This is a genomic window from Oceanicola sp. S124 (assembly GCF_000220565.1).
Lineage (GTDB): Bacteria > Pseudomonadota > Alphaproteobacteria > Rhodobacterales > Rhodobacteraceae > Pseudooceanicola.
On sequence record NZ_AFPM01000015.1, the window covers coordinates 22,274 to 34,254 of the forward strand.

Below are 11,981 nucleotides of genomic sequence, written 5' to 3' on the forward strand. Positions count from 1 at the left end.
AGACCTGACCGAGACAGCAAAGGGGGCCGAGGTGGCTGACTTTCACCAGAACGGCAATATTGCCACCATCCACAACCTGCGCACGCGCAGCTCGGAGGACATGACGCGCGAACTGACCTCCTTCGGGGCCAGCCGCAAGATCTCTCTCGTGCTGCCCTCGCTTTATTCCGAGCTGGAGGGCGAGGCGCTGCCGCGCATCCTCGACGAGCTGAAGCAGGTGCCCTACCTGCACCGCATCGTCATCGGTCTCGACCAGGCGACCGAGGAACAGTACCGCCACGCGCGCGAGTTCTTCTCGGTACTGCCGCAGAACCACGTGGTGATCTGGAACTCCTCGCCGCGGATGACGGCGATCCAGGACCGGCTGACGGCGCTTGGCCTGGGGCCGATCGAGAACGGCAAGGGCAAGAACGTCTGGTCCTGCCTCGGCTTCCTGATCGCCTGCGCCGACAGCTCGGTGGTGGCGATCCACGATTGCGATATCGTCACCTATGACCGCGACCTGCTCAACCGGCTCGTCTACCCGGTGGCGAACCCCTCGTTCCCCTACCAGATTTCCAAGGGCTATTACGCCCGGGTCGGCGGCAACAAGATCAATGGCCGGGTCAGCCGGATGCTGGTTTCGCCGATCCTGATCGCACTGAAGCGCACCATCGGGGATCGTGATTACCTCGATTACCTGCGCGCCTTCCGCTACCCGCTGTCGGGCGAGATGGCGATGCGCACGGGCATCTTGCCCGACCTGCGCATCCCGTCGGACTGGGGTCTGGAAATCGGCGTGCTGTCCGAGGCCTGGCGCAACCTGGCGCCGAAGTCGGTCTGCCAGGTCGAAGTGGCGGACAACTACGACCACAAGCACCAGGATCTCTCGCCAGAGGACAAGACCAGGGGCCTGTCGCGCATGTCGATCGACATCTGCAAGGCGATGTACCGCAAGCTTGCCGCCGACGGCACGGTCTTCAGCGAAGAGATCTTCCGCACCCTCAAGGCCACCTACTACCGCTCGGCGCTGGACCTGCTGGACTGCTATTACAACGATGCCAAGGCCAACGGCCTCCATGTCGACCGCCATGCCGAGGAAAACGCGGTGGAGCTCTTCGCCGAGAACATCATCGAGGCCGGGCATATCTTCCTCGACAAGCCCTCGGAGACGCCTTTCATCCCGACCTGGAACCGGGTGCATTCGGCGGACCCCGACCTGATGTCGGACATGCTGAAGGGCGTGGCCCAGGATCTGGAAGAGTTCAAGTAGCCGGGACCGGAAGGCAAAGGCGAAGGAAAGGGGGGGGCGCTGCCCCCCGTCTCCGTTCCGGAGCCTCCCCCCGGAGTATTTTCAGCCTGGTGATGCGCGAAGTGCAGTGCCCCTCCGGGTGCCGGACGTCCGCCATCGAGAGCGTGCACGCTCTCGTCGCCAAAGTCGGCCGCCCGGAAAGGCACCGTCCCGCTGCATCACCAGGCTGAAAGTACTCCCACCGGAGGCCGCCCGTCATGAGGGGCCGCGCCGCAGGCGGGGTCGCGCGGGGCGGGCTTCCCCCTCTACGTCTTAACCCCGGTTGGTGACCCAGCGGCATTGGTAGGGGGCGAAAGGGATCGGGCCGCCGCCGGGCTCGATCGGCTCGCCCGAGAGCAGGTCGACCCAGTCCTCCCCCTCGATCAGGTTGATCGCCATCGGGTCGATGTCCAGCACATCGGAGGAGACATTGTGCAGGGCGAAGATCGACTGGTCGCGGTCGAGGCTCTGGCGCCAGACGCCGAAGACGCGGTGGTCGAGTTGCAGGGTGAACTGCGTCGCATTGGGATGGAAGCCGCGCTGGCGGCGGCGGATGCCGATGCGGCGGCGCATTTCCTCAAGCACCTGGTGCTGGGTCGTCGCGGGGTCTTCCAGTTTCGCCCGCAGGGTCTCGTAGTCCCAGCGGTGGCGGTTGATCGCCCGGTTGTGGCCGGACTTCTCGACGCCCTCCTGGTCGTTGGGCGTGGCCAGCAGCGAGTGGATGTAGAAGGCCGGGATGCCTTCCAGCGCCATCACCAGCGTCTGGGATGCAAGGAAGCGCTGCACCTGGTGGTCGTCCTCGCCGGCGAAGGTGCCTTTCATCGCCTCGAACCAGGTGATGTTCAGCTCGTAGGGTGCCTCCCCACCCCCCGGCAGCGCGCGCATCGAGACGCGGCCGCCGAAGTCCTTCATCTTCTGCACCACCTGGCCCTGGTCCTCGGCCGAGAGGATCCCTTCGGCGGGGCGCATGCCGATGCCGTCGTGGGAGGCGGTGAAGTTCAGATAGGCGCAGCCCAGTTGCGCCGGCGGCATCGAGCCCTGCCAGCGGATCAGGTTCTTCGCCGTCCCCGAGAGCATCGCGTGCAGCACCAGCGGCGGCAGCGAGAAGTTGTAGACCGCATGGGCCTCGTTGCGGTTGCCGAAGTAGGAAAGGTTCTCCTGGTTGGGCACGTTGGTTTCGGTCAGCAGGATGATCGGCTCGGCCGCGTAATCGGCGAAGAGCCGCATCAGCCGCACGATGGCATGGGTCTGCGGCATGTGGATCGAGCGGGTGCCGATCTGCTTCCAGATGAAGGCCACGGCATCGAGGCGGATGATCCGCACCCCGTTGTCCACGTGCAGGCGCATGACGCGCAGGAATTCCTTCAGCACCTCCGGGTTGCGGAAGTCGAGATCCACCTGGTCATGGGAGAAGGTACACCAGACGTGGCGCACCCCGCGCGAGGTGTTCACCTCGCGCAGCAGCGGATGGGTGCGCGGGCGCACCACGTCCGAAAGGTCGTCCTCGGGGGAGGCCTCGAAGAAGAACTTGTCGTAGGGCTCATGCCCCTGCCGGTAGGCGTTGAACCAGGCCGAGGAGCTGGACACGTGGTTCAGCACCAGGTCCGACATCAGCAGGAATTCCGAGCCGATGCGTTGGATGTCCGACCAGTCGCCCAGCACCGAATCCACCGCCCGGTAGTCGGTCACCGCGAAACCGTCATCCGAGGTCCAGGGGAAGAAGGGCAGGATATGCACGCCGTTGACCACGCCCGCCAGGTGGTTGTGCAGGAAGTGGCGCAGCAGATCGAGCGGCTTGTGCTGCCCGTCGACGATGGAATTGCCGTAGGTGATGACCAGCGCGTCACGCTCGGACCACTGGCGGTTTCCGGGCACCCGACCGCGTCGGCGCCGCGTCGCGCTTTCCGGCCAGAAGGCCTCTGCCAACCCCTTCGCCTCGGCTTCGATATCGTGATCGGGGTAGATCTGGCGAACGAGCGCTTCCAGCTTGTGCCAGAAGGTCGAGGCGGACTCGTCTTTCATGAGGGCCGGGCTCCGTATGGCGTTCCCCTGAAATCCCAGATCGGGGCGAGAGTTTCAAGCGCGCAGCCCACCGGGGCGGGTTCGGGCGCGCCGTGCTCGCAGGGATTGATCCCTGTCTGGGCACTCTGGCCCGGATCACCGGTCGCGGCGGGCCCGCCGATGGACCTGGGGTGACACGCTGTGGTTGCGCCGGGGCGAAAGCCCGTTCGCTTTCCGACAGCTTGCTGAAGCCGGGCGTGTCGTCGGCGCGACTTTCGCGCGCCGGCAAGGGGCCAGCGCCGGGATAGAGGGTTGACTCGGCGCGGGTCACACCGCCCAATGTGGGCAATTAACGGTTGTTTCCCGGGCAGTTGTCCGCCCCAGCCGGGGGCGTGCAGGTCGGGAAGCGCAGGGATCGCCGGGAACGGATCGCGGGGCGGCACCGATGCCGGGACGCATTACGTCCCGCTGCCGGACCCGGGATGGCCCGCTCAGGTGCCCGCCCAGGACCGGACGGAAGGTTGAAGAGGTGCCATTGATGCCGGCCATTTGCCAAGACGCCACCCGCCCGCTCCGGGGCTGGGCCTTCGGTCTGCGTCAGCTCGCCCTCGCTGCCGGTCTTGCGCTTCTGGCCGGTCCGGCCAGCGCCCGCATCATCTCGCTGCCCGAAGAGGGCGGCGCGGCGGGCGGCCCGGCGCTGATCGGCCTTGGCCAGTCGCTGCCCGCCCCCGAGGCCGAGGGGATCCTCTATTACGCCATCGACCACCTGCCCCGGACCGACGCGGTCGGCGAGCTGGTCACCGCGACGCTGCTGCAAAGCCGCGCCGTCTCGACCATCGCCGGGGCCGAGGCACCCGAGGGCGGGCTTGCGACGGCGGCAGAGCTTGCCGGGCTGTCGCTGGAAACCGCCTTCGCCCTTGGCGCCGAGGACGGCGGCCCTGTGCTCTCGATCCGCCTCGGCGATGAAAGCCTGCCTGCCCCGGCCTTCGCCGAGCGTATCGCCGCCCTGGCCGAGGGCTTCGGCCCTGCCCGGCGCGGCTTCGCGCTGGCGGTGGTGGCGGATCCCGAGGGTCTGTTCCCCGGCCGCATCGGGGCGATGCGCGAGATGCTGGCGGGCACCGGCTTTCCCATGTGGGTGCTGCTGATGACCGGCGCCGACACCGGGGCAGATTGCGCCCCTGCGCTCGGGCGCCACGTGAGCCTGTCGCTTCTGGGCGGCGTCGCCGACCGGCCCGCCTTCGGCAATGCCGACGGCCAGACCAGCTTTGCCGAGGCCGAAGCCTTCACCCGCCGGGTGCTGAGCGATGGCATCGCGCGCGGCGAAAGCTGCGCGGGCGCCTATGCGGTGGTGCTCGACAATGGCGACGACCCGGCGCTGCTCCATGACAGCCCGGTCTATATCCCCGCCCAGCAGGAAACCCTGACCGTCGAGGAATTCGAGGCCGAGTTCCTCTCGGGCGCAGAGGATCCCGCGCCGATCCGCGCCTACCTCGACAGCTGCCGCTACTGCCCCGCCGCCGAGCGGCTGGAGGCCCGGCTGACCGAGATCGACCGCCGCGCCGCCCTGGCCCGGATCGAGGACAAGGTCTGGGCCCGCATTGCCGGGACCGCCCCGGATCAGGACCGGCTGGCCGTCTATCTCGACCGCTGCGTGCTCTGCGCCCACCGGGACGAGGCCGAGGCCGCCCTGGCCCGCCTGCAGGCCGCCGCCCGCGCCCTCGAAGAGGAAGACCGCCGCTTTGCCAGCCTTGTCGAGGGGCGCGACCTTGAAGGGCTGCGTGACTATGTCGAGACCTGCGAGGCCTGTTCGCACCGCGAGACCGCCCTGGCCCGCATCGAGGAGATCGAGGCCGATACCGCCTATGCCGAGGAGCTGGCAGCGCTGGAGACCGCCATCGCGGCAGGCGACATGGCGGGGCTGCGCGACTGGATCGCCGCGTGTTCCTACTGCGACGCCCTGCCCCCGCGCCGAGACCGCCATCCACGACCTGCAACGGCGCGACCTCCTTGCAGGGCCCTGCCTGGCCGCTGCCGCCGTGCCGCAGCTTGGCGGCCCGCGCCTGCTGAGCCAGATGGACCAGCCCGCCGCCCTCTCCGCCTGCGAGGCCCTGCTGGCCGAGTTTCCCGGCGACGGCATCGGCCTGACGCTGCGCGGCCGCATTGCCCAGGCCGCCGGCGATCTCGCGGCGGCGCGCCAGGGCTACGAGGCGGGCATGCAGTCCGGGGTGCCCATGGCCTTCGGCATGGCCGGCTACCTGGCCTTCGATCCACCGCGCGGCGCGCCGGACATCGACCGGGCCGAGGCGCTGGCCCGGCAAGGGGCCGAAGCGGGCGACTGGCTGTCGCGGCAGTTGCTGGTGCTGCTCTACTCGCAGAACATGACCCCCGGGAAAGGCGTCGAAGATGCGCTCGGCATCGCCGAGGCCACGGCGCGCGAGGGGGATCCGGTGTCGCAGTATTTCCACGGCTACTTCCTGCTGGCCGGCAATGGCCCCACGGGGCGGCCCGATCCCGAGGCCGCGCGTCCCTGGCTGAGCCAGGCGGCCGAGGCCGGCTACCTGCCCGCCATGACCCTTCTGGCCGAGACGCTGGAAACCGCCGTCGCCGCCGACCCCGGGGCCGCCGAGACCGCGGCCGGGCTGTACCTGCGCGCGCTGCAGGCAGGCGACGGAGCGGCCCGTGACCGGCTGACCGTGCAACTGCGCGAGCGCAACCGCGCCGTGGTGCGGGCGGTGCAGGCGCGGCTGCAACAGGATGGCATCTATCGCGGCGGCCTCGATGGGCTGCCCGGGCCGGGCACCATCGCCGCGGTCGAGACATTTGCCGCCGCTGCGGAGGGCGGCGCACAGGAATGAACCACACCGCGGCCCCGCCCCGGATCCGGCAGAGAACCGGGCCGGGCCAGGGACGCGGGAACAGAAGAACCGGGGACAGAAGAGAATGCTGCCGAAGACCAGACCGATGACCGCGCTGCGCCGCCTTGCGACCGCCTGCGCCCTGCCCCTTGCGCTGGCGCTGCCGGCCGCGCCCGCGCAGGCCCAGGGCGTCATGCCCATCGTCACCTCGGTCGGGCTGGACAGCCTGACCTGCCCGCGCTCGACCGTGCGCCTCGGGGTGCTGGGCGACAGCCTGGCCGACGGGCTCTGGGCCGCCGTCGAGCGGGCCCTTGGCCAATGCGCCAGCGTCGAGGTGCTGCGCCTGACCCAGGTCTCGGACGGGCTGACCCATACCCCGCCCGAGGAATGGATGAGCCGCTTCGACGCCGCCACCCAGAGCACCGATGCCCAGGATGTCTTCATCGTGCAGATCGGCGCCAACGACCTGCGCGGCATCCGCGACGACCGCGAGCGGGTGAACTACGGCACACCGGAATGGGACGCCCTCTATGCCCGCCGCGTCGGCGCCCTGGCCGAGGCCCTTTCGGCGCGCGCCGACCGCATCCTCTGGGTCGGCCTGCCGGTGGTCGGCGAAGGCAAGTTCGAACCCGAGTACCAGCACATCAACGCGCTGATCTCGCAGACGCTGACCGCGCTCAACCTGCCCTTCACCGACATCCGCGAGCTGTCGCGCTTCGGCGCGCCGGACTTTGCCATGAACGCCGTCGTCAACGGCTCCACCAAGCAGCTGCGCGCCCCTGACAAGATCCATTTCACCGCCCTGGGCTACGAGCTGATCGCCTCGGCCCTGGCCCCCGAGATCAAGGAGGCCATGGCTGCCCGTGACCGCAAGTCCCTCTTCGGCAATGCCGCGCTTCAGTAGGATCCGCCGCGCCCTCGGGCTGATGCTGCTGGCAGCGCTGCCGGTGGCCGGCTGCACCTCGGCGCAGGATCTCGGCCTGAAACTGCCCCGTTCGCCCGAAGCGGCGGCGGCCACCCCCACGGCGACCCGCGTCAGCGCCCCTGCCCGCCGCTTCACCGCCGAAGAGCCGGCGACGCTGCTGGTCATCGGCGACAGCCTGTCCGACGGCTTCGGCATGCTGCTGATCCAGCGCGCCGAGGCCCGCGGGCTGAACCTGCGCGTGGTCAACCGCGGCCGGAACTCGACCGGTCTGGCGCGCAGCGACTTCTACGACTGGCCGGGCAATTTCACCGGCATGCTTTCGGCCCTGCGCCCCGACTTCACCGTGGCGCATTTCGGGTCGAACGACATGCAGTCGATCCGCACCGCCGAGGGCAATGTGCCCTTCCAGACCGACGCCTGGGATTCGACCTACAAGGCGCTGGCCTCGGGCATCGTCGCCGAGGCCAGCGCGGCGGGCTCGCTGTTCTACCTGATCGGCCCGGCCCCCGACCGGAACGAAAAGCTGAATGCCCACCTCGACCACGTGAACCCGCTGCTGAAAGAGGCCGCGCAGGAGAACGGCGGGATCTACTTCCCGCTCGCCCCCTATGCCTCGGGGCCGGACTTCAGCTGGATCGCCACCACCACGCTGGGCGACCAGACCCTGACCATCCGCTCTGGCGACGGGTCGCATTTCACCATGCGGGGCTACCAGATGGTCGCCGACCTGATCCTCGACGACCTCGTGCAGCGCGTGCCCTCGCTGGTGCCCCCGCCCGAGCAGCTGGCCTTCATGAAGTTGCAGTAAGCCCCGAATGGTCTTCCCGACGCTCGACTTCGTGCTGTTCTTCGCCCTCGTGCTGGGCCTGAACCTTGCGCTGTTCCGCCTGAACGGCTGGCGCAAGGGGATGCTGATCGCGGCTTCCTTCTGGTTCTACGCGGTCTGGGATGTCCGCTTCCTGGCGCTGATGAGCGCGGTGATCCTGCTGGCCTGGATCGGCGGCCTGCCCGGCGCGCGGAAGGCCACCGCCCTGCGCACGCTCTGCATCGCGGGGCTTCTGGGCTGCCTGGCCTTCTTTAAGTATTTCAACTTCTTCCTGCTCTCCTTCTCGAACCTTCTGGGCGAGGCCGGGCTGTCGCGCGATTTCTCCTGGGCGCAGGTGGTGCTGCCCGTGGGGATCTCGTTCTACGTCTTCCAGGCGATCAGCTACATCGTCGACTGCGCGCGCGAGGACGTGCCGGCGCGGCGCAACCCCTTCGACGTGGCGCTTTACGTCAGCTTCTTCCCACAGCTCGTTGCCGGCCCGATCGTGCGCGCGGCAGACTTCCTGCCCCAGCTCGACCGCCCCGAGCGGCCCACCTCGGCCATGCGCGGCATGGCCGTGGCGCTGATCCTGGCGGGCATGGTCAAGAAACTGGTGGTGGCGAACTACATCGCCGTGCTGCTGGTCGATCCGGTCTATACGAACCCCGCCGCGCAAGGCGCGCCGCAGGCCCTCGCCGCCCTGCTGGGCTACGCGGTGCAGATCTATTGCGACTTCTCGGGCTATTCCGATATCGCCATCGGCGTGGCGCTGCTGCTCGGCTACCGCTTCAGCGCCAACTTCAACCAGCCCTACCGCGCCGCCTCTTTCCGCGAGTTCTGGCAGCGCTGGCATATCTCGCTGTCCACCTGGATCCGCGATTACCTCTACATCCCGCTGGGAGGCAATCGCGGCGGCAAGGCACGGCAGGCGGTGACGCTGCTGGTGGTGATGGGGCTGGCCGGGCTCTGGCACGGCGCGGCCTGGACCTTCGTGCTCTGGGGACTGGCGCATGGCGCGCTGGTGGCGGGGGAACGGCTGAGCGGCCAGCACCGCGCCACCTCGCTGCGTCCCCTGCGCATCGGGGTGGTCTTCACGCTGGTGACGCTGCTCTGGCTGCCCTTCCGCGCCCGCAACATGGGCCAGGTGGGCGAGATGCTGGGGGCGCTTGCCCGCCCGGCCAGTGAGTTCTCGCTTGCCCTGCATCCCTTCGCGCTGGTGCTGATCGGCACGGGACTTCTGATCTCGGCCCTGCCGCTACGCTGGTTCACCCGCAGCGGGGAGGCCCTTGGCCGCGTGGGGCCCGAGCTTCAGGCGGGCGTGCTGGCGCTTGGCCTCGTGATCCTCTTCGCCATGGCGCAAGAGGGCACGGCGCCCTTCATCTACTTCCAGTTCTAGGGGGCACCATGGCGCGCAATCTCCGCTTCCTGCTGACCCTCTGGCTGGCGCTCATGTTGCTCTGGGCCTTCTCGGGCGAACGGATCGTGGACTGGGTGTTCGAGCTGCCCCTGCCCGATGCGCTGATGGACCCGCTGCTGGACGCGGTCTTCTGGGGCGAAGACCTGAAAGCCGCCCTCGGCCTGCCCGACCTCTTCGGCGCGCTGCGCGCCCTGTTGCACGGGCTTGCCGGGCTTTAGGCCGTGGCCAGCGCCAGCCCGTCGACGATCGCGGTGAAGGCGGCAGAGCGGCGCAGTTCGGCGCCCGGACAAATCGCCTGCGCCTCTTCCTGCACCAGCGCCATCAGGCTGGAGCCGCCGACGAGGATCACCGAGGACACCTGTTGCGGCATTACCCCGGCCTGCATCAGCGTGGCATAGATCGCCCCCTTCAGCGCCTCGCGCGCCTCTGCCAGCGCGGCATTGACCGAGCCCGAGGTGGTGCGCGCCGAAAGCCCTTTCTCGATCATCCCCATTTCGATCTGACCGGCACCCGAGGCGCTGTTCGCGCCGATCTTGCCCGCCTCGACCGCAAAGGCCAGCTCATGGCCCAGCTGGTCCTCGATCACCGAGGCCAGGCGCTCCATCGGGCGTTTCTCGACCGCATGGGCCAGCATGTCGGCCACGGCCCGCTGGGTCTCTCCGGTATAGAGGAAGGCGATCTTGGCCCAGGTGGACAGCTCGACGTAGATCGGTTTGGGGACCGGCAGCAGGCCCTCTCCGAAGCTGCGGCGCAGCTCTCCGCCCAGACCCAGCAATGGCATGGCATGGGTCATCGAGACCGCGTGGTCGAAGTCCGTCCCACCCAGCCGGATGCCGTGGCTGCCAAGGATCTCGATCCCGTTGCCCTTGGCGCGGAACAGGGTGAAGTCCGAGGTGCCGCCGCCGATATCGACGATCAGCCCCATCTCGCCCGGATGCCCGTCGCCCAGACTGGCCAGCGCGGCGGCCTCGGGTTCGAACATGAAGGTGATCTCGGTGAAGCCCGCCGCCTCGTAGCAGCCGCGCAGGTCGGCTTCGGCGCGGGCGTCACGCTCGGGGTCGGCGGTGTGGAAATGCACCGGGCGCCCAGACAGCACGGCAGAGTAGCTCTGCCCGGTCTCGGCCTCGGCGCGGGTCTTCACTGCCACGAGGAACTCGGTCACGATCTCGGCAAGCGTGCGGCGCTTGCCACCGACCAGGCGCTTTTCATGGAACAGCGAGGTGCCCAGCACCGACTTCAGCGCCCGCATGTAGCGCCCCTCTTCGCCGTCGATCAGCGCCTCGGCGGCGGCGGAGCCGATCAGCATCGGCCCGCCCTCGGCGCGGAAGAAGACGGCGGTCGGCAGGGTCTCTTCGCCCGCCTCCACGCTGATGTGGCGCAGCTGCCCGCCCTCCAGCACGGCGGCGGCGGAATTCGAGGTACCGAAGTCGATGGCAAGCACGGGACGGGTCATGGGAAGGCTCCTGCGGCGGCGAGCCTGCCGGGCTAGAGCATGGGCGCGCGCCCTGCAAGGGCGAAACGCCCTAGCCCATGTCCAGCAGCGCCGAAAGCACGTCTGAGCGGCGCAGCATGCCGACAAGCTGGCCGCCCTCCAGCACCGGGAAGATGCGGTGCGGATGCGCCATGAAGGCCTCGGCGGCGGTGATCAGATCGTCATCGGCCTGCAGGCAGACCGGGTCGCGGGACATGGCCTCGGCCACGGTGCCCTTCCATTCCTGGTAGTAGCTGGCCTGCAGCGCGGGGCGGAAGCAGTCCTTCTGGCTGAGGATGCCGATCAGCTTCCCCGAAGCATCCAGCACCGGCGCGGCGGCCGCCCCGGCCCCGGCCAGCAGGGCGGCGGCGCGGCGCATCGGAGTATCGGGGCCAAGCGATACCCACTCCCTCTGCATGATCGTCGCGATACCTGTCCTCATGCCTCGTCCCCGCGCTTGCGGTTCGGGCAGACGGCGCAGTCGGCGCCCTTGATGCAGGAGGCCCCGCCGCAGGAGGTCTGCACCGGCCCGCGCCCGAACAGCAGCCCAAGCGCCAGCCCCCCGGCGGCCAGCAGGAAGATGGCGAGGGTGATGAGGAGTTCCATTCAGTGCGCTCCTGACCGGTATGCCATGGTTCAGACCCCGAAATCGTCGTTGAAGATGTGGTCAGGCTGCACGCCCAGCCGGTCCAGCGTCGCCAGCACCGCCGAGATCATCACCGGCGGGCCGCAGAGGTAATATTCGCAGTCCTCGGGCGCGGGGTGGTCGCGCATCGCCCGCATCACCGTATCATGGATGAAGCCCGTCGCCCCCGTCCAGCGGTCCCCGGGCGCCGGGTCCGACAGCGCCGGGGTCCAGGTGAAGTTGGGATGCCGCGCCGCGATGGCGTCGAATTCCCCGACGTAGAACAGGTCCGCCAGAGAGCGCGCGCCGTAAAAATAGCGCATCCGGCGCGCAGTCCCCAGGCCCGCCTGCTCGTGGATCATCGCGCGCAGCGGCGCCATGCCGACGCCGCCGCCGATGAAGACCATCTCGGCCCCGCTGTCCTGCACGTGGATCTCGCCGAAGGGGCCCGAAGCCTGCACTTCGTCCCCCGGCTGGCGGGCAAAGAGCCAGGACGAGACGACGCCGGGCGGGATTTCCTCTTCCCGGCCCGCCGGCGGCACGGCGAGACGGATGTTGAAGACCACCCGGCCCGCTGCCGTGTCCTCGGGGCGCGAGGCGATGGAATAGGCC

General features: G+C 69.1%; 12 protein-coding genes. 6 read left to right on the forward strand and 6 right to left on the reverse strand.

The features are described from left to right. Nucleotides 1–31: 31 nt before the first annotated feature. Nucleotides 32–1,252 (forward strand): glycosyl transferase, encoded by a 1,221-nt coding sequence (locus OS124_RS0101260; RefSeq protein ID WP_010137450.1) that lies wholly within the window; start codon nt 32–34, stop codon nt 1,250–1,252. Nucleotides 1,253–1,543: 291 nt separating this feature from the next. On the opposite strand, the gene OS124_RS0101265 is transcribed toward OS124_RS0101260, so the two are convergent. Both OS124_RS0101265 and OS124_RS0101270 read right to left on the reverse strand, forming a co-directional pair. After that, complete coding sequence (locus OS124_RS0101265; RefSeq protein WP_010137451.1) at nt 1,544–3,292, reverse strand: sugar phosphorylase; 1,749 nt, start codon at nt 3,290–3,292, stop codon at nt 1,544–1,546. A gap of 328 nt (nt 3,293–3,620) precedes the next feature. Next, nucleotides 3,621–5,252, reverse strand: a complete 1,632-nt coding sequence (locus tag OS124_RS0101270) for a hypothetical protein (RefSeq protein ID WP_029375084.1) — start codon at nt 5,250–5,252, stop codon at nt 3,621–3,623. 55 nt (nt 5,253–5,307) lie between these two features. Here OS124_RS0101270 and OS124_RS0101275 point away from each other — a divergent pair, with 55 nt between their 5' ends. The 5 genes from OS124_RS0101275 to OS124_RS0101295 all read left to right on the forward strand — a co-directional run bounded on the left by OS124_RS0101275 (nt 5,308) and on the right by OS124_RS0101295 (nt 9,491). Continuing rightward, the gene (locus tag OS124_RS0101275; RefSeq protein WP_010137452.1) at nt 5,308–6,126 is read left to right on the forward strand and encodes a sel1 repeat family protein; all 819 of its coding nucleotides are present in this window, start codon (nt 5,308–5,310) and stop codon (nt 6,124–6,126) included. Nucleotides 6,127–6,211: 85 nt separating this feature from the next. Continuing rightward, entirely contained in the window at nt 6,212–7,030 is an 819-nt protein-coding gene (locus OS124_RS0101280) for a DUF459 domain-containing protein (protein ID WP_010137453.1), read from the forward strand. After that, nucleotides 6,990–7,859 carry a DUF459 domain-containing protein gene (locus tag OS124_RS0101285; protein WP_138919382.1) on the forward strand — a complete coding sequence of 290 codons (870 nt, stop codon included), beginning with the start codon at nt 6,990–6,992 and terminating at the stop codon, nt 7,857–7,859. The genes OS124_RS0101280 and OS124_RS0101285 overlap by 41 nt, the downstream gene beginning before the upstream one ends. A 7-nt stretch (nt 7,860–7,866) precedes the next feature. Then, the gene (locus OS124_RS0101290; RefSeq protein WP_010137455.1) at nt 7,867–9,252 is read left to right on the forward strand and encodes an MBOAT family O-acyltransferase; all 1,386 of its coding nucleotides are present in this window, start codon (nt 7,867–7,869) and stop codon (nt 9,250–9,252) included. Nucleotides 9,253–9,260: 8 nt separating this feature from the next. Then, entirely contained in the window at nt 9,261–9,491 is a 231-nt protein-coding gene (locus tag OS124_RS0101295; protein WP_010137456.1) for a hypothetical protein, read from the forward strand. Here OS124_RS0101295 and OS124_RS0101300 read toward each other — a convergent pair. From OS124_RS0101300 to OS124_RS0101315, 4 genes are all read right to left on the reverse strand, one after another. Then, nucleotides 9,488–10,726: an Hsp70 family protein gene (locus OS124_RS0101300; protein WP_010137458.1), complete on the reverse strand. Its 1,239-nt coding sequence runs from the start codon at nt 10,724–10,726 to the stop codon at nt 9,488–9,490. The genes OS124_RS0101295 and OS124_RS0101300 overlap by 4 nt on opposite strands. A 70-nt stretch (nt 10,727–10,796) precedes the next feature. Next, nucleotides 10,797–11,186: a CBS domain-containing protein gene (locus tag OS124_RS0101305; RefSeq protein ID WP_029375086.1), complete on the reverse strand. Its 390-nt coding sequence runs from the start codon at nt 11,184–11,186 to the stop codon at nt 10,797–10,799. Further along, nucleotides 11,183–11,350, reverse strand: a complete 168-nt coding sequence (locus OS124_RS27180; protein WP_010137460.1) for a hypothetical protein — start codon at nt 11,348–11,350, stop codon at nt 11,183–11,185. Before OS124_RS27180 ends, OS124_RS0101305 begins: the two co-directional genes overlap by 4 nt. Nucleotides 11,351–11,380: 30 nt before the next feature. Next, on the reverse strand, nt 11,381–11,981 hold a 601-nt coding region (locus tag OS124_RS0101315; protein WP_010137461.1), incomplete at its 5' end, for a Na+-translocating NADH-quinone reductase subunit F.

Coding starts and splice junctions, on each gene's coding strand:
- OS124_RS0101265 (WP_010137451.1), bottom strand. CDS start 3,292: ATGAAAGACGAGTCCGCCTCGACCTTCTGGCACAAGCTGGAAGCGCTC.
- OS124_RS0101270 (WP_029375084.1), bottom strand. CDS start 5,252: ATGGCGGTCTCGGCGCGGGGGCAGGGCGTCGCAGTAGGAACACGCGGC.
- OS124_RS0101280 (WP_010137453.1), top strand. CDS start 6,212: ATGCTGCCGAAGACCAGACCGATGACCGCGCTGCGCCGCCTTGCGACC.
- OS124_RS0101290 (WP_010137455.1), top strand. CDS start 7,867: ATGGTCTTCCCGACGCTCGACTTCGTGCTGTTCTTCGCCCTCGTGCTG.
- OS124_RS0101295 (WP_010137456.1), top strand. CDS start 9,261: ATGGCGCGCAATCTCCGCTTCCTGCTGACCCTCTGGCTGGCGCTCATG.
- OS124_RS0101300 (WP_010137458.1), bottom strand. CDS start 10,726: ATGACCCGTCCCGTGCTTGCCATCGACTTCGGTACCTCGAATTCCGCC.
- OS124_RS0101305 (WP_029375086.1), bottom strand. CDS start 11,186: ATGAGGACAGGTATCGCGACGATCATGCAGAGGGAGTGGGTATCGCTT.
- OS124_RS27180 (WP_010137460.1), bottom strand. CDS start 11,350: ATGGAACTCCTCATCACCCTCGCCATCTTCCTGCTGGCCGCCGGGGGG.